The organism is Escherichia sp. Marseille-Q3837, assembly GCF_916618735.1.
GTDB classification, from domain to species: Bacteria; Pseudomonadota; Gammaproteobacteria; order Enterobacterales; family Enterobacteriaceae; genus Escherichia; species Escherichia ruysiae.
In genome coordinates this window covers 1,701,664-1,725,120 of sequence record NZ_CAKAKC010000001.1, presented here as the reverse complement: position 1 = coordinate 1,725,120, position 23,457 = coordinate 1,701,664, and the positions used below count along the sequence as shown (strand labels likewise).

Genomic DNA, 23,457 nt, shown 5'->3' with positions numbered 1-23,457 from the left:
TGATTACTGAAACTCCTGCAAATTCCAGTTACCGATATCTGCGCCAGCGCCTTCCCCGTTTTCCTGACCATCTGCTCCCAGGGTATAAACATCAAACAGTCCTTTTTCACCCGGGCTGAGATACTGATAATCATTGCCCCACGGATCTTTTGGCAGTCGTTTAATGTATCCACCTGGACGGTAGTTGCGGGAATCCGCCATATTGGCCGGTTGCTGGATCAGCGCCTCAAGCCCCTGCTCGGTGGTCGGATAACGCCCGTTATCCAGTCGGTACATATCCAGCGCGTTTTCCAGCGCCACGATATCGCTGATGGCTTTTTGCCTGTCCGCTTTTTCTTTGTTGCCCAGCAGGTTAGGCACCACCAGGCTTGCCAGAACGCCAAGAATAACAATCACCACCATCACTTCCAGCAGGGTAAAACCTGCCCGTGGTTTTTGTGTGCGGGATAACGAATTCATGTGATAACTCCGTAAATTACATTCCAACCATATTGTTCAGTTGCAGCATTGGTTCGAGGATGGCAATGACGATAAACAGCACCACGCCCGCCATCATCACCACCAGCGCCGGTTCAAACAGCCCTAATGCCAGCCCCACCTGGGTATCAAATTCCCGTTCCTGGTTAACTGCGGCCTGTTCAAGCATGGTTTCCAGTTCACCGCTCTGTTCGCCGGAGGCGATCATGTACAGCATCATCGGTGGGAACAGGCGCAACTCCGCCAGCGCAGCGCGCAGACTGCTTCCTTCGCGGACGCGATCTGCCGCCAGCAGCAGTTGTTGCTCGACATAACGATTTGCCGACACGGCGGCAGCGGTCTGAATGCCTTCCAGTAGCGGAACACTGCTGGCGGTGAGGATGCTTAACGTGCGGGAAAAACGCGCCGTATTCAGCCCGCGCGCAACACGCCCCGTCACGGGCAAACGCAGCAAGGTTTTATCCCAGCGCAAGCGCATGGCAGGATTTTTGAGTAACCGTTGCCCCAGCACCAGAAGCCCCAGCAAACCTACCAGCCAGTAAACGCCGCTGGTCTGTAACGTGTCGCTCATGGCGATGAGCATTCGGGTGGAGGCAGGCAGCGCGTGTCCGAGATGATCAAACTGTTCGATAATTTTCGGCACTACCGCTGTCAGCAAAATAGTGACCACGCCCGTTGCCACCACCAGCAGTACCAGCGGATAGAGCATGGCCTGCAGCAGGCGTGATTTCAGGCGCTGGCGCTGTTCGGTGTAATCCGCCAGGCGATTGAGCACCACATCGAGATGCCCGGATTTTTCTCCGGCAGCCACCATCGAACAAAACAGAGAATCAAAGACACGGGGATGTTCGCGCAGGCTGTCCGACAGGGTATAACCTTCCTGAATCCGGCTGCGCAGCGCCATACCGAGGCTTTTTACATGCAGTTTTTCACTTTGCTCACTGACCGCCTGTAAGCAGGTTTCCAGCGGCATTGCTGCCTGCACCAGCGTTGCCAGTTGACGAGTGAACAGCGCCAGATCTGCCGCCGCCACGCGACGATGTGCGTGCCGCCGACGCTGCAACATTCCCCCTGCAGAAGCATTCAGCCGGGCTTCAATGTGCACGGGGATAAGCTCTTTACCGCGCAACAACTGGCGGGCATGACGCGCGGAATCCGCCTCAATCATGCCTTTGGTTTTGCGACCATTACGCTCCAGCGCCTGATAGTAAAACAGTGCCATTACGCCTCCATAGTTACCCGCAGCACTTCATCGAGAGAGGTTTCTCCGGCGAGCACTTTCTCAATGCCGTTGCTGCGGATACCCGCAGAGTGTTGCCGGACATAACGTTCCAGCTCCAGTTCCCCGGCCTGACGGTGGATCAAATCACGCAATGTGGCGTCCACCACGATCAGCTCATGGATGGCAGTACGTCCGCGAAAACCTTTGTGATTACAGGCGGGACAGCCCTGCGGATGGTACAGAGTGACGGTACGCGCATCGGTAATCCCCAACAGGCGTTTTTCTTCGTCGGTGGCAGGCGCGGGCTGGCGGCAGTCGGGGCACAGCGTGCGAATCAGCCGCTGCGCCATCACGCCCGTCAGACTGGAAGATAGCAGGAAAGGCTCAACGCCCATATCCTGCAAACGTGTGATCGCCCCCACCGCCGTGTTGGTATGCAGGGTTGACAGTACCAGGTGTCCGGTCAATGACGCCTGGACGGCGATTTCTGCGGTTTCGGTATCGCGGATTTCACCCACCATCACCACATCCGGATCCTGACGCAAAATCGCGCGCAGGCCACGGGCGAAGGTCATCCCGACGCGGGTGTTGACCTGCGTCTGACCGATCCCTTCAATCATGTATTCGATGGGGTCTTCAACCGTGAGAATGTTGCGCGAATGGTTGTTCAGCTCCTGCAATCCGGCGTACAGCGTGGTGCTTTTGCCGGAACCTGTCGGCCCCGTCACCAGAAAGATACCGTGTGGTTTGTGTAACAGCTGGCGCAACTGCGCGGTCAGTTCATGGCTCAACCCCAGACGCTCCAGCGTCAGGCGGGCCTGGTTTTTGTCCAGCAGTCGCAGCACCACGCGCTCGCCCCAGGCAGAAGGCATGGTGGAGACGCGCACGTCAATCGCCCGGCCGCCCAGCAGCAGCGCAATACGTCCATCCTGCGGCACGCGCTTTTCGGCAATGTCCAGCCGCGCCATCACCTTGATACGCGATACCAGCAACGAGGCCAGTTTGCGCCCCGGTCGCAGCATTTCATGTAATGTGCCGTCAACACGAAAACGGATCACCAGACTCTTTTCAAACGTCTCGATGTGGATATCCGAAGCGCCTTCTTTAATCGCCTCTGCCAGCATGGCGTTGATCAGTTTGATGATCGGCGCATCGTCGTCACTTTCCAGCAGATCTTCCGTTTCCGGCAGTTCTTCTGCGAGGGTAAAAAAGTCCTCGGCAGAACCGAGATCTTCCATCAGCTGGCGAGCCTCGGAAGAGTCACGCTGCCAGACCGCATTCAGCCGCTGTTCAAACTCGGCCTCATCGATTTGCCGCAGCGTAAAGGGCGCGTTCAGCCCCCGCTGTAGCTCCTGCAAAACAGAGAGCGACAACGGATGCACATGGAGGATCTCCAGCGACGCTTCGCACCATGCCACCAGGCTAAACCGACGGCTGAAACTGTAGGGCAGACGCACGGTGTTAGCGGTGGTTTCCTGTGCTACAGGCACCATTAACGTGTTCTCCCGGCATTGAGGAACGCGCGTACTTCCGGCGGTAAGGTCTGGTTTTGCGCTGGCAGTACCGGCTGCGCGGTGTGCGGCATCAGGCTTAAGCCTTGCTCATCGCGATAGATCTGCTCGGCGCGCATGTAGTTATATTTGCGCTGCGACACACCGTCTGCCGCCATACCGTCACGCAGAATGGTTGGACGGATAAACACCATCAGGTTACGTTTTTCTTTTTTATCCGCAGTGGATTTAAACAGGTTACCAATCAATGGGATATCTCCAAGCAGCGGCACTTTCGCCACGCTTTCTCCCGCCTGGTCGTCCATCAGACCGCCAAGCACAATCAGCTCACCATCGTTAGCCAGCACGGTAGTCTTCAGTTTGCGCTCACCAAACACCACATCGAGGCTGGTCTGCCCTTCCACTTTCGAGACTTCCTGCTCAATCACCATCTGTACCGCGTTACCTTCGTTAATCTGCGGCGTGACTTTCAGCATGATGCCGACTTTTTTCCTCTCTACCGTGTTGAAAGGATTGCTGTTATTGGAGCCAACGGTAGATCCAGTTAATACCGGAACGTCCTGGCCCACCATGAAGAAGGCTTCCTGGTTGTCCAGCGTGGTGATGCTCGGCGTGGAGAGCACGTTAGAGCTGGAGTCGTTTTTAACCGCCTGTACCAGCGCCATCCAGTCGCCTTTCACCACGCCAACCGCCGTACCGCTAAAGCCGGAAAGTAGCTGGGCGAGCGTGGAGAGATCGCCGTTGGTATCCGGGTTAATGGTGGTGGCACCGTTTTCGCTGATCACCGTGGAGCCTTTCTGCGGTTTTGCCTGAGAAATCGCCGCCCCCAGCGTGCCAATAGGGATCTGCGTACCGTTAGCAAACTGCATTAATCCGGCATCTTTCGACGCCCACTGCACGCCGAAGTTGATATTGCTGCCTTCGGCAACTTCCACGATCAACGCCTCGACATGCACCTGAGCACGGCGAATATCCAGTTGTTCAATCACGCTTTGCAGCGACTGCATGATGTCCTGCGGCGCGGTAACAATCAGGGCATTACTGTGTTTGCTGGCGGCGATGGAGACAACCTCACGCCCGCTACCAACCGTGCCTTCCGCCTCTTCTTTGGCGGCGGTGAGTGTGCCGCTGACCTGTTTCAGAACATCGACCAGATCTTCGGCTTTGCTGTATTTGAGATAGAACACCTGGCTGTTGCCGCTGCGCTCCATTTCTGAGTCCAGACGACGGATCAGGCGGCGCATTTTGTCCCGCGTGGCAGGGTCACCACTGACAATCACGCTGTTGGTGCGTTCATCGGCGACAATCTGTGATTTCAGCGTCGCTGGCTGGTTCTCGCCGCTGTTTTTAGTCAGGCTTTCCAGCACGCGAGCAATTTCCGAAGCCGAGGCGTTATCCAGCGGGATCACCTCTTCGGTGCGATTTCCCGCGTGATCCACACGCTGGATCACTTCCGTCAGCCGTTCCACGACCGAGGCACGTCCGGTAAGCATAATCACGTTGGAGGGATCGTAATTAACGACGTTGCCTGAGCCTGCGCTGTCGATCATCTGGCGCAGAATCGGTGCCAGCTCGCGTACCGACACATTGCGTACCGGCACCACTTTAGTGACCATTTCATCACCCGCGTAGTTGCCGCTACCTTCACCGACCAGCGGCAGCGGCTCGACTTTCGCGGCACTGGATTTCACCACCTTCAGCACGTCGTTTTCCATCGGTACGACGGCATACCCCTGTGCTTCCAGCAGGTTAAGGAATAGCTGGTAATACTGGCGTTCATTGAGCGGGGTCATGGTGCGAATACTCACTTTCCCCTGTACGCCCGGCCCCATAATGATGGTCTTATTAAGGTTAGCGCCGACGGTTTCGATGAACGATTTCAGGTCGGTATCTTTAAAATTAGCGGTGAAAGTGGCTTCTTCCGCCCAGACCGGTGAACTGCATAATGCCGCTGCCAGCACCAGCGGCAGTAAACACTTTTTTGTTTTGAGGCCAGTTGTCTTCTTACGCCAGACCGACAACGTAATATCACGCCAAAACACGATGAATGATTCTCCTGGATTAAATGCGGTTAGCGCAGCGCGATGGAAATATCGTAGCGCGCACCCTTGCGTAAAACCGTAAGTTGAATGGAATCCATTGAAGGTAACTGCCGCATCAGAGCAATCATTGCTCGCGGATCAGTAAAATCCTGCTGATTTAGCGCAATGGCGATATCGCCGTCCTTGAAACCGCTGGCATCGAACAGAGAACGATCTGCCCCCGGTTTCACTGCATAACCGACAATCCCCTCCTTACGCACGGGCGTAAGCTGGATATAGTTAAAAATTTTCTGCGGATCTTTCGCCAGCGCCTGACGCACGGCAGCCGGGATCTCAACTGGCGCACTAGCAGCAGGCTCAGCAACAGCTTGCTTTGCTTCGTCACTGACGGCTTTTTTGTTGGTCACGGCTACGGTGGAACGCTCCTCTTCTGCCAGACTCAGGCGCTCCATTTTTCCCTGATAGCGCAGCATCACATGGTCGCGATTGATTTCCTCAATCACCGCGTTGTGAGAGCCAAGCCGTTCACCCTGTAAATAGACCTGCTGTTTGCCGCCTTCTTCAATAACCGCGCCGGGTCTGGCACCAAAGGCGATCCCGCGCAGCACCACGTTAAGACGCGTTTCTGCCACAGGCGCAGGTTCGGGTTGTTTTACCGGCGCGGCGACGGGCTGATATTTGCCAAACCAGTTTTGCTGGCTGATTAATTGCACGTCTTTTTGCTCAAACGTTTTTGCATCCGCACGTGCCGGTTTATTCGCCGATGGAGAAGGCGATGTATATTCCGCAGAAAAGGAGATATAGCGCCAGAGTGAATACGCCATTTTTGCAGAAATAATAAGCAGCATCAGCCAGAACATCGCGCGTACAATTTTTCGCAGATGCTCTTTGTCTGTATTAAGAGATTGTCTCTGGCTAAGAGTGTGACGAATTTTAGTCAGCCACTGAATGAGATAAATTCGTGCGTCACGAAAAACAACCCGCGCCAATTTATATACCCGACGTTATGCTTTGACTATTCCACAGGTGGTACGATCCAGTTTCCGCTGATACTGGTTACCTGTACGTGTATCATTAATCGTTATGCTGTAATTAATTCCCTCAGTGATCATTAATTTCACCGTCGGGTCAGCGCACATTTGTCGTTGATAGCTGGTTAAAAAGGCGTCAGGCGTCTGCGTGGTTTGTGTACCCGCTTCGCTGATAATGGTCATTTTTACCGTCGCACCGCTACTTTGCGCCAGCACTAAGGTATATCCCGCAGATTTAATTGGCAGGTTTTGACTGATATTTTGCGCCTGTTTTTTCGCCAGTAAACTGGCGTTTTCATTATGGCTGGCGCAGCCACTTAATAATCCTGTAACGCTCAACAATAGCGATATTAATACCCTCCCTGGCATCTTTTTTATCGACATGGTTAATAATCTCTAAGGTTATTAATAAGAGTAAAAATGTTACTTCGACAATGACGCGGTTATCATTAAAGCAATGCCTGTAGATAAAGTGTTGCTATACCGCCCAGACTTAAACACGGTCCGAAAGGCAGTGTGGTTGATCCTTTTTTTGTAATAACGGCATATATCAGGCCGCAGCATGAGGCGATTAAAGCAACATTGGGCAGCGACAACGCCCCCACCCAGCCACCTAAAGCGGCGAAGAGTAATACATCGCCCATGCCTAATGCTTCTTTACGCAGAACTATTCCGGCTATCCAGCGCAGCGAGTAAAAAGTGATAAACCCCACCAGGACGCCGGTGACTGCGTCTTGTAGCGTTAACGGACTCTGCTGCGCCCATGCCGCAATAAGTCCTGTCCACAATACGCCCTGAGTAAAAACATCGGGCAGCCATTGGTGATCGAGGTCGATGACACTCGCGGCAATCAGCCAGGCGGATAATATCATCACCGCCAGCGCCCATCCACTTTCCGGCCAGACCAGACTCGCCAGCAAAAAAGCGAGTGCCGTCAATAACTCCACCAGCGGATAACGCTTGCTGATTTTCGCCTGACAGTCGCGGCAGCGCCCTTTGAGCATCAGCCAGGAGAATAGCGGAATATTGTCACGAACGCGGATGGTCTGCTGGCAATGCGGACAGTGCGAACGTGGCAGCGCCAGGCTTATTTTTGACTGCGCACTCGGAGTTTCCCCCTGAAACTCCGCCATTTGTTGGCGCAGCATGATGGGGTAACGCCAAATCACCACATTCAAAAAACTGCCGATGATTAATCCTCCAACGGTTGCCAGGATGGGCATCACCGCTGGATATTGCTGAAAAACATCAAAATGCATGGTTAAAGGTTGTTTGTTGTAATTTGCCGGATGCGGCGTAAAACGCCTTATCCGGCTTACAGGAGTCTGCCAACGCAATTAATCACGGCTTTCCCTGTAGCTCCGATAAGTTGGCGCATCGGGCACATGTGTTAACCCGGTGCGCCTTATTTCATGCCGGATGCGGCGTGAACGCCTTATCCGGCATACAGGCTTACTCGGCAGACATCTTATGCTCGGTAACCGTATTAATGGTTTCCGGCCCTTTTTCCGGTTTCGGCAGACCAAGCGCCGCGAGCGTCTTGTAAGCCGACTGGCTCACACCGCCCTCGAAGTTCATCTCGCTCACCCCCGGCAACTGGTAAGCATTCGCGCCCGGATTCCATTTCTTAAAGAACTCCGAAAGATCCGTCTGGGCTACCCAGGAGGCGCACAGCATCAGCGTGTCGGCAGCGTTACCGTTGGATTCAGCACAATAATTCTTGCCGCCGAAGGTGTTGTCGCCAACATCATCGCCGCGTGCTTTACGGTGCATCAACTGGAACAGGTTCCAGCCTTTCATCCCTTCACGATTGCTGTAGAACGCTGGCAGTTGCCCCTCTGGATACCACTTCGTGATATCAAAGTTTTTCTCTGCCCACTCCTTCAACTGTGCGTACATCAGCAGACGGTCACCCGCACCGCCGCGCGCCCATGCCTGACCATTGCTCTCGTTCAGATATTCCGGCGCAACGGTAATATCGTCAGCGACACGGTTCATCTTGCCGAGATAGCGATCCTGCATGTACAGCGCCAGCACGTTGTTCGCTACTTCAGTTGCGCCCGGTACAGTCAGCGGTGTTTCTGCAGCGTTGTGCCCTACTTCGTGCCAGATCAGCCAGTCGTTCAGCGGCGTCGTCGGCAGCGTGGTGCTGTTCGTCGAGAAGCTGCTGTTCATCACCGGATAACCAGAGTGCGCATCACCAATGGAGATCTGCACATCGTTGGCGAAACGATGTTTGTGGCCCGTCAAGTTTTTATAGGTAAACATCCGGTGCTTACCGTCTTCATCATTACGACCGTAGAAGTCATTCATCGAGCTGGCAAAGGTATCCAGATCTTTAGCGAATTGTTTCAGACCTCCATTGTAATTGCTGGCGTTCAGGTTGTTCTTCGGTGCGGTGTAGACGAAAGAGTCTGACTCCAGCTCGCCCAACGGCGCAGGGGATTTCAGATCGTTTATCCATTTACCGTCTTTATAGAACGGCGCTTTTACCACACCGGTAAAGGTGAAGCTGGCAGATTTATTATTCTCCTTGCTATCGCCCTTGATATAAATCAGACCACCGTAAGGAACCGTAAACTTCACCGTACCATTAGCATTCAGAGTATACGTTTTAGTCACTCTTGGCGGACGGTTCAGAGCAACTTCATGCTTCTCACGTCCGGTCAGGTCGTCGGCCAGCGCCACGGTGACAGTCACAGGAACGTTCGCATTGGACTTAATGGTGACCTCTTTCTGAGCCGGAGCCCACAGACCAGTAGACTGCATGTTACCCGCAAACCATTTGGTCGGATTCGAGTACAGGCTGATGGTTTTAGTAACATTCTCACCTTCAGCCGATACTGCTCCCGGATACTTCTCGACATCAACTTTGATGTTCAGATCCCACCAGGAACGCCCCAGCATCAGGCGAGTCAGCGGTTTTTCCATATAGTTGAGCGGATAGCTCGGGTTCATCATGCCTGCTTTGCTGCTACCGTCACCGTAGATCATGTTGTTATCGACAAGCGATTGTTTCAGCTCTGCGGAGCACTGCGTGCCTTTGGTGTAAGCATTGTTGGCGTAGCAGTTCAGGAACTCGGTGAACGTTTTAAAGCCCAGCTCGTCCTCCTTGCTGCTGTCATAGCTGTATTCAATTTCATTCCACAGCCAGACCGACATGTTCTGGTACAGACGTTCCAGATCGACGCTGCTCAGACGCTCACCTTTGCGACCATTGGTACGGAAATAAAGCTCGTGCTGATACAGGCGCTGAATGTTGGTGCCTAAATCCGCCGCCTGCACCATCGCTTTCGCGGTGTCGGCGCTGAGATTCAGTTGCGTATAGCGCGGAACAAACATGCCCCCGGTTACCGGAACGTTCGTGCCAGGACGATGTTCCAGGCAGTTGACCTCGTAGTGGTAGTCAGGATCCTTACACACCTCTAATCCAGGAAATGCCTTAAGGATTTTTGCCTTTGCCGCCTCCAGGGACTCGTTTGTTTCATGCTCCGCCTCATCAATAAAGGCATAGCGCTTGACCTGTTTGCCATCAACATCTTCCAGCCAGCTGGCTACTTCCAGTTTCGGCTTGTCATCAGGCTTGTTTTCTTGCTGGTATTTCCAGATAACTTCTTTCGTTGTTTCATCAATGGTATACGGCGGTTTACCGTCGACAAACGGATAACGTTCATATACCCAGATGCCTTTTTCACGCTGCTGACGAACGCGATCCGGATACCCTTGAGGATCGTTATTCACCACCGACTTGTTCAGTGCCATTGACAGGCCTGCGGCATCAAGCAGACGCACAAAGCCGGACGCACTCTCTTCCTTAAGATTGCTCATCACGTTTTCCATGATCAGCACCGATCCGCCTTTGTTCAGATAGGCGATCAGATCCGTCACATCCTGCTGAGTCAGCTTCGGTTTGCTGGTATCTGCACGCAGTGGGATTGCATAGGGATCGCCAGACCACTGAGTCACATACTCAAAGCCGTTGAGGATCAGCAAAGGAACTTCATCTGGATTCAGATTGCCATAACTGGTCAACGGTTTAACCGTGATACCTGCGAAATCCTTATGGAAAGTAAACGGTGCACTATTTCCTAATACCTGACCCGCTTTTTTGAAATAAACCGTATCCAGGTTAGTGCCCACGGTCATGCTGGTTTTCGCGTCCGGCAGCCAGCGTTCATTTGACAGATAGCGCAACACGTTCTCCATGAAGTTCTTCATGTCGTCCGGATCGCTGTCGAGCGTACACTGTCCGTCGCTATTAACCCCCCCGTTCCAGCTGTAACCGTTCGGGCAACGCAGGATGCTGTTGTAGTGCGGGTTACCGATAACCATCAGTTTGCCCTCACCAACTTGCCCCAGCGAAATAAATGGCAGATTGAAGGTGGCGGTATCGCGCGTGACGTTTTCTGGCACCACAATGGAAGGCGCTTCCGTAATGTACGCCAGCTCGTTTTTATCCCAGGCGCGTTTTTCGCCAAACGCCAGCCAGTAGTTTTTATCATTACGCGCCATCAGAATCGGGAATGCCGCGTTGGAGATATTCACCACCGCCTGACCGCGCGCATTACCGGTGCTACCATAGAAGTTGGTAGAGTCATGGAAAACGTGGAATTTCGTCACTGATTTGTAATCTTTATCCACACCCCACAGCTTGTTGATAACGCCCTGAATCTGACCTTCGTTAACATTGCGTGCAGTCAACGAGAACCAACGTTGAGAGTTGCAGCTCCCAAGGGAGTCACAAATCGCCGTATCAATCTCTTTAGCCTGCCCGGATTTAAGTTGCTCAAGAAATTCGTTCTTCCGCTCAAAGGTTTGATCGCCTTCGCTCAACGTCTCGCCATTGGATAACGAGAGATTGATAATCTCGTTGATCACGTTGGGATACTCGGCAAAGACCTGGCGCACTACATCCGGCACTTCACGCTCATCATTTTTTCCGGCCTGGGAGTAACGATGAATAAGTTGATCGATATTTGCCCCGCGAACTTCATCGCCCAGTTCCGTCAGTGCAATAGTCGACTTATTGCCGCGTACTGAGCCCAGTTCAAAGGTGTCGATGCCAAAGGAGATGGTTTCACCCCAGCTGAAGTTGAATTTGCCGTTTTCGCCAGTTACGCCACGGCCTGAGCTGGTGTAGTAATTTACGCCAACCACACCATTGCCCATGCTGTCGACCAGGCGACCTTCAGAAAGAATGATTTCCGTAGGTTGATACTGATAAAACTGTTCCGCGTTAGCCGACACGAAGGAAGCGTTCAGATCCGGTTTTGTTCCCGGCGTCGTGACGGGCACTACCGGTGAAGTATGAGTGGATGGCGCCTTATCGGTCGCGGCATTGTTTTCCACCTCTTCATTGACCAGCTTTTTGAACGCTTCCGGTGCCAGATCGATTTGCTTATACAGCGAATCGAAGCGTTTACTCTCCATCACCGAGGAGAACGTCAGGCAAACCTGTTCTGTATCTGCCGGACAACTGTTCATGGAGGTTACCAGCGAGAGCGCATTGCTTTTCTTATCGTCGGACTCCGCCAGTTCTTGCGCGTCCTCAAGGCTAAACGACACTTTTTCAACCGCACGCAGGCTACGCGCAGCTTCTGACTGAGTGTTGAAGGTGGCAATTGTCGTGTTACCCGCCACGCAAGTAACGTTCTCGCCAGGTGTAAAAGTAAAGCCGTCGCTGGATTCACCATTACAGGTAGCACCGATTACCCGCTGGCTTCCGCCCAGGGTCAGATAACCGGTTTTCGTAGGAACAGGTTCTGGCTCCGGTTCTGGCGTTGGCTCTGGATCAGGTGTCGGATCCGGCGTAGGTTCCGGGTCCGGCGTCGGCTCCGGGGTTGGCGTTGGATCGGGTTTCACTTCCGGCAAAGACCCAGTTCCAGAATCTACAGGCGGAGTATCGGAGGAAGAACCTGAACCGCCGCCGTCACAACCGGTTAATAAGGTTGCGCTTAAAATAGCCGCTAAAAGCGATTTTTTATATTTAAATTTCTTATTCATTAATAACGCAAGTGACAAAATATAGTTAAAAAATTAGTAACTGGGGGAATAGTTTTATGTTTTATCTTCTCTAATAACTTCCTCCATTCTTAAAAAACTGCATTATTGATAACGAAACAGGTGAAATTTATAAGAATATCCCCTATTCGATGTCAGACGGGGTATTTATAAAAAGATTCAACAAACAAAAAAGTAACAATTATTCACAATGTAACTATGCCAAGTTGTTGATAGTTTTAACGATTGCGATTGCAAAAGCAACAGATAGCACGGTGTTTGCTCATCAAGCGAACACAATTAATACAGACTTGTTTTGCGTGACAAAAAAAATAGACATTCTCACCACATTAATTATTTAGCGAGTTATCTAAACATGAAATATTATTTATGCATGGATAATAAACCATGAAATGATTTTGCAATTATTTAGCCAGAATAATGAAACGAGAATAGAATGAAGCCGGATGATATTGACGATCATCCGGCTTTGTTGACTTACGAGACTAACATTCCGGTAAACACATACGCCTGCAACAGCGTGATAATGCCAATAACGCTGGCAAAGATCAGACTGTGTTTCACAGTGTAGCGGAACAGTTCAGATTCTCTGCCCACCATACCTGTCGCGGCGCAGGCCACGGCGATAGATTGCGGGGAGATCATCTTGCCGGTCACGCCGCCGCTGGTGTTTGCTGCCACCAGCAGGGTGTCAGAGACGTTGATTTGCTGCGCGGTGGTTGATTGCAGTGAACCAAACAGGGCGTTCGAGGATGTGTCCGAGCCGGTAAGGAATACCCCCAGCCAGCCAAGGAACGGTGAGAAGAACGGGAACATCACGCCAGTGCCCGCCAGTACCAGCGCCAGCGTGGTGGACATGCCGGAATAGTTGGTCACGAAGGCAAATGCCAGCACCATGCCAATCGACAATATCGGCCACTTCAGGCTAATTAGCGTTTCAGCAAAGACGCCAATGCCTTTCTTGATCCCCACGCCGAGAATGAAGATAGAGATAATCGCCGCAATAAAAATAGCGGTGCCGCCAGCGGACAGCGGGTCGAATTTAAAAACCGCATCCATCGGTGTCGGCTGGGCGACAATGGGCGCCGCTTTCAGTACCTGCTGATGCAAATGAGGGATCTGGAAATTAATCACCAGCGAATAAAACGCGCCGCCCGGAGCAAATAACGCTTTAAATGGCTTCATCGTCCAGATGGTGACCAGCACCGTTAAGATTAAAAACGGTGACCAGGCGCGTATGATTTGCCCCAGACTATATTCTGAAGGCACGGGACCGCCAGAAGACGGTTTATTCACCACCATCGCACCTGCGGATTGCCCCATGCTGATTGCCGTTTCGGTATTTTTCGGCCGCCATACTTTAAGGAATAAAGAGAGTGAGACGATACTCACCAGCGCCGAAGTAATATCCGGCAGTTCCGGGCCAATATAGTTAGAAGTAAAGAACTGAGTAACCGCAAAGCTACCACCCGCAACCAGCGCCGCTGGCCACGTCTCTTTCACCCCTTTCCAGCCGTCCATCATCGCCACCAGCCAGAACGGCACAAGAACGGACAGGAACGGCAACTGACGTCCCGCCATTGCACCAATATCAAACGGATCGATTCCCGTTACCTGACCGGCAACCAGAATCGGCACGCCCAACGCACCAAACGCCACCGGCGCAGTGTTGGCGATCAGGCACAGCCCCGCCGCGTATAACGGTTTGAAACCCAGCCCCACCAGCAACGCACCGGTAATCGCCACCGGTGCGCCAAAGCCAGCCGCCCCTTCCAGCAGTGCGCCAAAGGAGAAACCAATCAGTAACACCTGCAAACGCTGATCGTCGGTGATGGAGATAACCGAGCTGCGGATAATATCAAACTGCCCGCTGGCAACGGTTAATTTATAGAGGAATACCGCTGCGACAATAATCCACGCAATCGGCCATAAGCCATAAATAAAGCCATATCCCGCAGCAGCAAATGCCATATCGATCGGCATTTTAAAGGCGAATATCGCAATCAATATCGATAATATAAGGGTTATCGCTCCGGCGACATGTCCTTTCAGACGTAATACCGCGAGTGCAACGAAGAAGAATATTATCGGGATCAAGGCGACCAGAGCGGATAGCCCCAGTCCTCCCATCGGCATATACATTTGGGTCCAGGTAACCATATTGTTCAGTCTCTTATTATCTTTATATGCTTGATATACTTAAGGTTGTAATAAGCAAAAGAGGACCGAACTGTAAAATATAGGGGTTATACTTTACAGCAACAGCACGCTGCTAACGCAATTGCTACCTCTGGCATAACAAGTATATCGGGTAAGGGTTTCTGTTCCGCACACGCAGGCGCAGAGTATCGTTAAGATGTCCATATTGTTGTTTTAATCCCGCTAGTGATGCGCTACGGGTATTTAATATTGTTAAACCCTGATAATCGCTCCGGTTATTTCCGGGATAAATGTACTACCGCAGTAACTATAATAGCCCCGACAATAAAACTTGCCGGGGCTATTGCTATTAATGACTTTCTTTTTCGCGTAAACGCCAGGCATGTAATAACGGTTCGGTATAACCGTTTGGCTGTTTCACACCGAGGAAGATTAAATCGCTGGCGGCTTTAAAGGCACACGAGTTAGCGAAATTCCCCACCATCGGACGATACGCCGGATCGCCAGCATTTTGCTGATCCACCACTTTCGCCATGTTCTCCAGCGACGCCTGCACCTGTTCTTTAGTCAGAATACCGTGGCGTAACCAGTTGGCGATATGCTGGCTGGAGATGCGCAGCGTTGCGCGGTCTTCCATCAGCGCCACGTTGTGAATATCCGGCACTTTTGAACAACCAATCCCCTGCTCCACCCAACGCACCACGTACCCCAGAATCCCCTGCACGTTGTTATCCAGCTCTTGTTGGATTTCTTGCGCCGACCAGTTAGCGTTTTCAGCGACCGGAATAGTCAGCAGATCGTCCAGCAGCGGTTCAAATTCAGCATTGAACTCGGTCTGAGCAATGTTGGCTTGCACGCTCTGTACGTTGGTTTGGTGGTAGTGCAGCGCATGGAGCGTAGCGGCAGTTGGCGACGGAACCCAGGCCGTGTTTGCCCCGGCACGTAACTGATCGCCCTTTTGGCTGTACATGTCCGCCATCAGATCCGGCATTGCCCACATGCCTTTACCGATTTGCGCTTTACCGCGCAGCCCACAGAACAAACCAGACAGCACGTTATTGCGCTCGTAGGCTTTGATCCACGGCGTCGATTTCATCTGGTTTTTACGCAGCATCGGGCCAGCTTCCATCACCGAATGCATTTCATCGCCGGTACGGTCGAGGAAGCCGGTGTTGATGAACGCCACGCGGTTGCGTGCCTGAGCGATACAGCTACGCAAGTTCAGCGAGGTTCGGCGTTCTTCATCCATAATGCCCATTTTCAGGGTATTCGGTGCCATACCGAGCATTGTCTCAACGCGGGTAAACAGTTTGTTGGCGAACGCCACTTCCTGCGGACCGTGCATTTTCGGTTTCACAATATAGACACTGCCAGTGCGCGAGTTTTTCTGCACTTTTAAATCATAGAGGGCAATCGCGCCAGTCATGACGCCATCAAGAATGCCTTCCGGGATTTCATTGCCTTCGCTGTCCCAAATCACAGGAATGGTCATCAAATGACCCACGTTGCGGATAAACAGCAACGAGCGTCCGTGCAGAGAAATTTCAGAGCCATCGGCGGCGGTGTACTGACGATCGTCATTCAGTTTACGCACGATTTGCCGACCGTTTTTCTCCATTTTCTCTTGCAGAGTCCCCTGCATCAGGCCCAGCAAGTTGCGGTACAGCAGGATTTTATCTTCCGCATCAACCGCCGCGACCGAATCTTCGCAGTCGAGAATGGTACTGATGGCAGCTTCGACGATAACATCGTTGATGTGCGCCGGATCGTCTTTGCCAATCCGCCCGTTGGCATCGATTTGCAGCTCAATATGCAGGCCGTTATTTTTCAGCAAAATGCAGGTCGGCGCAGCGGCATCGCCACGGTAACCGACAAACTGTGCTGGAGTACGTAACGTGGTTTCTTTACCATTTTTCAACTGGATGCGTAATTGTTTGTTGACCACGCTAAACGCCACCACATCCTGATAGCTGCCGTTTTCCAGCGGCAGTGATTCGTCAAGAAAATGACGAACCCAGGCAATAACCTGCTCACCGCGCTGCGGATCGTAGCCGCTGACCATCGCCCCTTCCTGCGGGATGATGTCGCTGCCGTACAGCGCGTCGTACAGTGAACCCCAGCGAGCGTTCGCCGCGTTCAGCGCGTAGCGGGCATTCATTGCCGGCACCACCAGCTGTGGCCCCGCCTGACTGGTGATTTCACTGTCGATGCCCGTGGTTTCCACCGTCACGTGCTCCGGTTGCGGCACCAGGTAGCCCAGTTCACGCAGGAAAGATTTATAGGCCGCTTTATCTTTTACCGGCCCCGGATTGCTGCGATGCCACTCGTCGAGCGCCGCCTGAATGCGATCGCGTTCTGCCAGCAACTGACGATTTTCGGGCGCCAGATCGTGAACGATCTCATCAACATTGCGCCAGAACGCCGCAGCGTCCAGTTCCACGCCCGGTAAAACTTCTTCATCCACAAAACGTTTAAAATTGGCGTCAATGCGTAAACGGCCCTGGGTTATGGTCTCACTCATTATTTATCTCCTCGTTTTCGCTTATTTCGCCAACACCGCTGCTGCCGCTTTCGCGACCTGCGCATCCTGTACTCCGGTTAAACCAGAAACGCCCACGGCACCAATAATTTGCCCATCAACAACAACCGGTACGCCGCCTTCCAGCGACGTCAGTAACGGCGCCGTCACAAACGCGGTACGTCCGTTATTCACCATCTCTTCATAGCCCTTCGTTTCACGACGCCCCAGCGCGGCGGTACGCGCTTTCTCCTGGGAGATGTAAGCCGCTATCGGCGCGCAATCATCCATGCGACTTAACGCCAGCAGATGACCGCCGTCATCGGCAACCGCAATAGAAACAGACCAGTTATTTTTCTGCGCCTCTTCCTGACCTGCGGCAATAATTGCACTCGCCATTTGCTGGCTAAGAATGACTTTAGTTTTCATTTTGTTATTCCTTTTCAAGGGCTTGCTCTACAATTTCAATCCAGTGACGCACAGAGGTACGACCGGCGCTCGCCAGATGCGTCTGGCAACCAATGTTGGCGGTGACGATCATTTCCGGTTTGCCGCTTTCCAGCGCATTCATTTTGTTATCCCGTAGCTGGCGCGCCAGATCGGGATGCGTTAACGCATATGTTCCCGCCGACCCGCAGCACAGATGGCTATCGGGAACATCGGTTAAGGTAAATCCAAGACGAAGTAACACTTTTTCCACTTCGCCGTTCAGCTTTTGCGCATGTTGCAAGGTACACGGGCAGTGGAAGGCCAGTTTTTTATCGCCGCGAATCGCCAGTTTTTCCAGCGGTTCCTCGCGCAACAGTTCGACTAAATCGACCGCCAGTTCACTGACCTGACGTGCTTTATCGGCATACAGCGCATCGTTTTTCAGCATCTGCCCATACTCTTTGACGAACGCACCGCAGCCGCTGGCAGTTTGCAAAATTGCCTCGGCACCTGCTTCAATTGCGGGCCACCAGGCATCAATATTATTGCGCGCCCGCGCCAGCCCTTTCTCCTGCGCATTAAGATGATAGTCCACCGCGCCACAACAGCCTGCTTCGTTAGCTGGCATGACGCTGATCCCCAGACGATCCAGCACTCGCGCAGTTGCCGCGTTGGTGTTGGGCGAAAGCGTAGGCTGGGCGCAGCCTTCCAGCATTAAAACCCGACGCTTATGGCGCAGCGGCGGACGCGGTTTAGCTTTCACGGTTTCGGCAGGCAGTTTTGCTCTGACCTGTTCCGGCAAAAACGGTCGCAGCACCAGCCCTACCTGCGTCAATGCGCGAAAGACCGCCGGACGCGGCACTACCTGGCGCAATCCTTCGCGCAGCATTCGCTCCGGCAGTGGGCGTTTCACTTTCTGCTCGACAATATCACGCCCGATATCCAGTAAATTGTGATAGCGCACACCAGAAGGACAGGTGGTTTCACAGTTGCGGCAAGTGAGACAGCGATCGAGATGCTCCTGCGTTTTAAGCGTAACTTCGTTGCCTTCCAGCACCTGTTTAATCAGATAGATGCGCCCACGCGGCCCGTCCAGTTCATCCCCCAGAAGCTGATAGGTTGGGCAGGTTGCAGTACAAAATCCGCAGTGAACACAGGCGCGCAGGATGCTGTCGGCTTCCAGCGCGCGCGCGTTCTGACGCATCTCTTCGGTTAATCGGGTTTGCATAGCCTGCTCCTCATAGTTCCGCGTACATGCGACCGGGGTTAAACACGCCGCAAGGGTCGAGCTGCTTTTTAAGCTGCTGGTGATAGCGGAATAAAGGAGCCGGTAGTGGAGCAAAGCCGCCATCTCCGGCACTAAAGCGAGTCGCATGACCGCCAGCGTTGCGGGCGATGCGGTGGATTTGATTGTCATCGGCTGTCGATTTCAGCCAGCGTAACGCGCCGCCCCAGTCGATCAGTTGCTCGCCGGGTAAATCCATCATCGGCGCATCGGTGGGTAAGGAAATGCGCCATAAAGTGCCCGGTAATGAGAAGAACGGCAATTGTTGTTCGCGCAATTGCTGCCAGAACTGACCAGCGACCTCTTCGCCACCCAGCAGTTCACGCGCTGCTTTTACCGATCCTTCACCGCCTTCAAGGCGGAGCCACAAGGCGTTGTCGAAATAACATAAGCCGCTAATGGGAAGTGGCTGGAGTTGCCACTGGGCGATTTCACTCATGGCTTCTTGTAGGCTGATTTCCCGCCGCAGGCTCAAGGTAGCGCGCGGTCGCGGCAACACTTTCATTGAGATTTCAGTGAGTACGCCAAGACAACCGTAGCTTCCGGCCATTAACCGCGAGAGATCGTATCCGGCGACGTTTTTCATCACTTCGCCGCCAAAGCGCAGATGTTTTCCAGTGCCGGTAATGATGCGCGTACCGAGGACAAAATCGCGTACTGAACCGCTCCACGGGCGACGCGGCCCCGCCAGCCCGCAGGCGACCATCCCGCCCCAGGTGGCTTCTTCACCATAATGCGGCGGCTCGCAGGGAAGCATTTGCCCGGCGCTCTCCAGCGCCGCTTCAATCGCCACCAGCGGCGTTCCGGCACGCGCGGTTATCACCAGCTCGGTCGGGTCGTAATTAACAATGCCGCGATGACAACGCACATCCAGCGTTTGCCCAGCGGCAGGGCGACCTAAAAAGGCTTTGCTATTGCTGCCCTGAATTACCAGCGGCGTTTTATCGCTAATCGCCTGATTCACCTGCTCCAGTAACACCTGGCTGTAATCACACTCGCGTAGCATCAGAAACGCTCCAGTTCAGGGAAAGGTAAATGACCGTGATGCACGTGCATGGCACCAAATTCAGCGCAGCGGTGCAGTGTGGGGATGTTTTTCCCTGGGTTCAGCAAACCATCGGGGTCAAACGCCGCCTTGACCGCATGGAAGGTCGTGATTTCATCGCTGTTGAACTGGGCGCACATTTGATTGATTTTTTCGCGCCCGATGCCATGTTCCCCACTGATGCTGCCGCCCACTTCAACGCAGAGTTCGAGGATCTTCCCGCCCAACTCTTCCGCGCGGGCAAATTCACCGGGTTCGTTGGCATCGAAAAGGATTAACGGGTGCATGTTGCCGTCTCCGGCATGAAAGACGTTGGCGACGCGTAAATCATATTGCTGCGATAAACGGGCAATGCCTTCCAGTACGCCAGGCAGGGCGCGACGCGGAATGGTGCCATCCATACAGTAGTAATCCGGCGAGATACGCCCCACCGCCGGGAAGGCGTTTTTGCGACCGGCCCAGAAACGCACGCGCTCCGCTTCGTCCTGTGCCAGACGGACGTCAGTCGCGCCCGCTTTCAGCAAGATGTCGTTAACCCGCTCGCAGTCTTCCTGTACGTCAGACTCCACGCCGTCCAGCTCGCACAACAAAATCGCTTCGGCATCAATGGGATAACCAGCATGAATAAAATCTTCCGCCGCGCGGATCGACAGGTTATCCATCATCTCCAGCCCGCCGGGGATAATGCCATTGGCGATGATGTCACCGACGGCGAGTCCGGCTTTTTCTACCGAGTCAAAGCTGGCTAACAGAACCCGCGCCACGGGCGGCTTCGGCAGCAGTTTTACCGTCACTTCGGTGGTCACGCCGAGCATACCTTCCGATCCGGTAAACAGCGCCAGCAGGTCAAAACCAGGCGAATCCAGCGCGTCCGATCCCAGCGTCAGCGCCTCGCCGTCCAGCGTTTGCACTTCAATTTTCAGCAGGTTATGTACGGTTAAACCGTATTTCAGGCAGTGGACGCCCCCGGCGTTTTCCGCCACATTACCGCCAATCGAACAGGCGATTTGTGAGGAAGGATCCGGCGCGTAATAGAGATTATGCGGCGCAACTGCCTGGGAGATCGCCAGGTTACGCACGCCCGGCTGCACGCGCGCACGGCGCCCAATGGGGTTAATGTCGAGGATCTCTTTAAAGCGCGCCATCACCAACAACACACCTTTTTCCAGCGGCAGCGCGCCACCAGAAAGCCCGGTGCCTGCACCACGGGTCACCACCGGTACACGCAGGCGGTGGCAGACAGCCAGAATCGCCACCACCTGTTCCATCTGCTTAGGCAGAACAACCAGTAATGGACGCGTGCGATACGCGCTCAACCCGTCACACTCGTAAGGAATGATCTCCTCATCGGTATGCAGGATCTCCAGTCCAGGGACATGCTCACGCAGTGCCATCAGTACCGATGTGCGGTCGACATCGGGTAAAGCGCCATCAAGACGCTCTTCGTACAAGATGCTCATGAGTAGGCTTCGCTTTGTTGTGTTGTGTGGCAGCTGATTTTTGCGCGCTGCTTCTGTGAACAGTTATTAAGCGGGCTTTTTGTTTTCGTCTATCTCTTTAGCTACCGGTCAGACCATTTTTTTTCCAGCTCTGTGACCTTGCATTGGTTAACTTAATGTTAAATTGATGTAACATAATCACTTACGTGATGTGCGTGTTTTGCGAATTAAGAACAGAAAAATTGGTCCTACCTGTGCACGAGGTCCGGGAATGAAAGATGAGCGTCGCCCTATTTGCGAAGTGGTTGCAGAGAGTATCGAACGGTTGATTATCGACGGCGTGTTGAAGGTTGGGCAGCCGCTTCCTTCAGAGCGCCGACTGTGTGAAAAGCTCGGCTTCTCACGCTCCGCACTGCGCGAAGGGCTGACTGTGCTGCGCGGGCGCGGGATTATTGAAACGGCGCAGGGGCGTGATTCCCGTGTGGCTCGTCTTGATCGGGTGCAGGACACCAGCCCGCTAATCCATCTGTTCAGTACGCAGCCGCGAACGCTGTACGATCTGCTCGACGTTCGCGCACTGCTGGAAGGTGAATCAGCCAGGCTGGCGGCAACGCTGGGAACCCAGGCTGATTTTGTCTTGATAACCCGCTGTTATGAAAAAATGCTCGCCGCCAGTGAGAACAACAAAGAGATTTCACTGATCGAACATGCGCAGCTGGATCACGCTTTTCATCGGGCGATTTGTCAGGCTTCCCACAATCAGGTGCTGGTATTTACTCTGCAATCATTGACCGACCTGATGTTTAATTCGGTGTTTGCCAGCGTGAATAATCTCTATCATCGACCACAGCAGAAGAAACAGATCGATCGCCAACATGCGCGGATCTATAACGCGGTTTTACAACGGTTGCCGCATGTCGCCCAGCGCGCCGCCCGCGATCACGTGATGACCGTAAAAAAGAATCTCCACGATATCGAGCTGGAAGGCCACCACTTGATTCGCTCGGCGGTGCCGCTGGAGATGAATCCGGGGTGAATGTGAGCCGAGTTTTCCTCCTCACCCTAACCCTCTCCTCGAGGGGCGAGGGGATCGCCCCTGCGCTTAATGGGAGCTGGTATTAAATGTGCTTTTCATACAATCGGTAACGTTTATACGGCTCCGCCCCAATGCGTTCCAGCATGTTATTCATGCCTGTATTGGTTTCGAGAATCCATGACATCTCCAGCGCATCGATCTTTCTGCGGGCAAACGGATCGCGTAAGGCTTCAATAAGCAACAACGCGATCACCGGGCCGATGCGGCTAAACTGATACTCGTCACGTACCCCCATCAGCGGCACTCGCGCAGTTCGCACACCGCTGACTTTTAAGCGCCACAGCAATTTTGCCCAACCGAAGGGAAAGAGCGATCCATTTAGATCGGCAATCGCCTCGTTGATGTTCGGTAAGCCGACAATAAACGCACAGGGTGCAGAATCTATCTCAGCGATGTAGATCATATCGTCCGGCACCAGGTATTTAAGTTGATCGCCCATGGTCGCAAATTCGCGTTCGGTAAACGGCACAAATCCCCAGTTGTGCTGCCATCCAGAGTTGAAAATCTCACGCAGGATCTGCATTTCTTCGGCAAACCTCTGGCGATTGATGCAGCGAATGGTCACCTTCTTGCGTACCTGCTCCATCAGTTTTTTTAGCGCCGGAGAAAAAGTGAGATCGGTTCGCTGCATCCACCACGCCAGTAGATCAATGCCTTTGCGATAACCCAATTGTTCAATATGCGCGGCATACCACGGTTTACCGTGCGGCATCATCGCGCATGGCGGTGTATCAAAACCTTCAATCAGTAATCCGCTTTCCTGATTGATATTCAGGCTGAAAGGTCCGCTGATGTTGCGCGCGCCTTGTGACTTCAACCACGCTTCCGCTGCGCCAAATAAAGCGGCAAAAACCTGCGGATCATCAATGGCATCAATCATACCGAAATGACCAGTATCTTCACCGTAACGCTCACGGTGCAAGGTATCGATTTGCGCGGTAATGCGCCCGACTATCTGCCCCGCTTTTTTTGCCACCCACGCCTGCCAGATAATATGCTTCGTCCCCGGATTCTTCTCTGACAAATGCTCGCTGCGTTCAATGAATAAAGGAGGGATCCAGTTTGGATCATCGGGATAAAGTGATGACGGAAAAGCGATAAATGCCTTAATGTCATGTTTATTTATTACTTTTTCAATTTTAATCATCAGCGTCTCGCATTCCCTACCTCAATGGCTAACA

Annotated in this window: 16 protein-coding genes; 1 reads left to right on the top strand and 15 read right to left on the bottom strand. The window is 53.1% G+C overall.

Annotated elements, in window-relative coordinates; translation table 11 throughout:
* Positions 1–3: 3 nt before the first annotated feature.
* From gspG to glcD, 14 genes are all read right to left on the bottom strand, one after another.
* Positions 4–459 carry a type II secretion system major pseudopilin GspG gene (gspG, locus tag LG381_RS08085; protein ID WP_001087291.1) on the bottom strand — a complete coding sequence of 152 codons (456 nt, stop codon included), beginning with the start codon at positions 457–459 and terminating at the stop codon, positions 4–6.
* Positions 460–475: 16 nt separating this feature from the next.
* Positions 476–1,699 carry a type II secretion system inner membrane protein GspF gene (gene gspF, locus LG381_RS08080; RefSeq protein ID WP_225762234.1) on the bottom strand — a complete coding sequence of 408 codons (1,224 nt, stop codon included), beginning with the start codon at positions 1,697–1,699 and terminating at the stop codon, positions 476–478.
* Positions 1,699–3,192 carry a type II secretion system ATPase GspE gene (gene gspE / locus LG381_RS08075; protein WP_222679694.1) on the bottom strand — a complete coding sequence of 498 codons (1,494 nt, stop codon included), beginning with the start codon at positions 3,190–3,192 and terminating at the stop codon, positions 1,699–1,701. The genes gspF and gspE overlap by 1 nt, the downstream gene beginning before the upstream one ends.
* Positions 3,192–5,252 carry a type II secretion system secretin GspD gene (gspD, locus tag LG381_RS08070; protein ID WP_225762233.1) on the bottom strand — a complete coding sequence of 687 codons (2,061 nt, stop codon included), beginning with the start codon at positions 5,250–5,252 and terminating at the stop codon, positions 3,192–3,194. The genes gspE and gspD overlap by 1 nt, the downstream gene beginning before the upstream one ends.
* Before the next feature lie 29 nt (positions 5,253–5,281).
* A complete protein-coding gene (gene gspC / locus LG381_RS08065; protein ID WP_225762232.1) occupies positions 5,282–6,241 on the bottom strand; it encodes a type II secretion system protein GspC in 960 nt (319 codons plus the stop codon).
* Between the two features lie 15 nt (positions 6,242–6,256).
* A complete protein-coding gene (gene gspS2 / locus LG381_RS08060; protein ID WP_024165221.1) occupies positions 6,257–6,667 on the bottom strand; it encodes a type II secretion system pilot lipoprotein GspS-beta in 411 nt (136 codons plus the stop codon).
* A gap of 65 nt (positions 6,668–6,732) precedes the next feature.
* Positions 6,733–7,542, bottom strand: coding sequence for a prepilin peptidase PppA (gene pppA / locus LG381_RS08055; protein WP_225762974.1), 810 nt, complete (start codon positions 7,540–7,542; stop codon positions 6,733–6,735).
* 193 nt (positions 7,543–7,735) lie between these two features.
* The gene (sslE, locus tag LG381_RS08050) at positions 7,736–12,286 is read right to left on the bottom strand and encodes a lipoprotein metalloprotease SslE (RefSeq protein ID WP_225762231.1); all 4,551 of its coding nucleotides are present in this window, start codon (positions 12,284–12,286) and stop codon (positions 7,736–7,738) included.
* A 495-nt stretch (positions 12,287–12,781) separates the two neighbouring features.
* Positions 12,782–14,464 (bottom strand): glycolate permease GlcA, encoded by a 1,683-nt coding sequence (glcA, locus tag LG381_RS08045; protein WP_000259282.1) that lies wholly within the window; start codon positions 14,462–14,464, stop codon positions 12,782–12,784.
* A gap of 349 nt (positions 14,465–14,813) precedes the next feature.
* The gene (gene glcB, locus LG381_RS08040; protein WP_225762230.1) at positions 14,814–16,985 is read right to left on the bottom strand and encodes a malate synthase G; all 2,172 of its coding nucleotides are present in this window, start codon (positions 16,983–16,985) and stop codon (positions 14,814–14,816) included.
* A gap of 21 nt (positions 16,986–17,006) precedes the next feature.
* Positions 17,007–17,411, bottom strand: a complete 405-nt coding sequence (locus LG381_RS08035) for a GlcG family protein (protein ID WP_021557205.1) — start codon at positions 17,409–17,411, stop codon at positions 17,007–17,009.
* A 4-nt stretch (positions 17,412–17,415) separates the two neighbouring features.
* Positions 17,416–18,639, bottom strand: a complete 1,224-nt coding sequence (gene glcF, locus LG381_RS08030; protein ID WP_001194819.1) for a glycolate oxidase subunit GlcF — start codon at positions 18,637–18,639, stop codon at positions 17,416–17,418.
* 10 nt (positions 18,640–18,649) lie between these two features.
* Positions 18,650–19,702, bottom strand: coding sequence for a glycolate oxidase subunit GlcE (gene glcE, locus LG381_RS08025; protein WP_225762229.1), 1,053 nt, complete (start codon positions 19,700–19,702; stop codon positions 18,650–18,652).
* Complete coding sequence (glcD, locus tag LG381_RS08020; RefSeq protein WP_225762228.1) at positions 19,702–21,201, bottom strand: glycolate oxidase subunit GlcD; 1,500 nt, start codon at positions 21,199–21,201, stop codon at positions 19,702–19,704. Before glcD ends, glcE begins: the two co-directional genes overlap by 1 nt.
* 250 nt (positions 21,202–21,451) lie before the next feature.
* Between glcD and glcC the strand changes: the two genes are divergently transcribed.
* Positions 21,452–22,216, top strand: coding sequence for a transcriptional regulator GlcC (gene glcC / locus LG381_RS08015; RefSeq protein ID WP_029365893.1), 765 nt, complete (start codon positions 21,452–21,454; stop codon positions 22,214–22,216).
* Positions 22,217–22,298: 82 nt separating this feature from the next.
* On the opposite strand, the gene yghO is transcribed toward glcC, so the two are convergent.
* Entirely contained in the window at positions 22,299–23,423 is a 1,125-nt protein-coding gene (yghO, locus tag LG381_RS08010) for a protein YghO (protein ID WP_225762227.1), read from the bottom strand.
* Between the last annotated feature and the right edge of the window lie 34 nt (positions 23,424–23,457).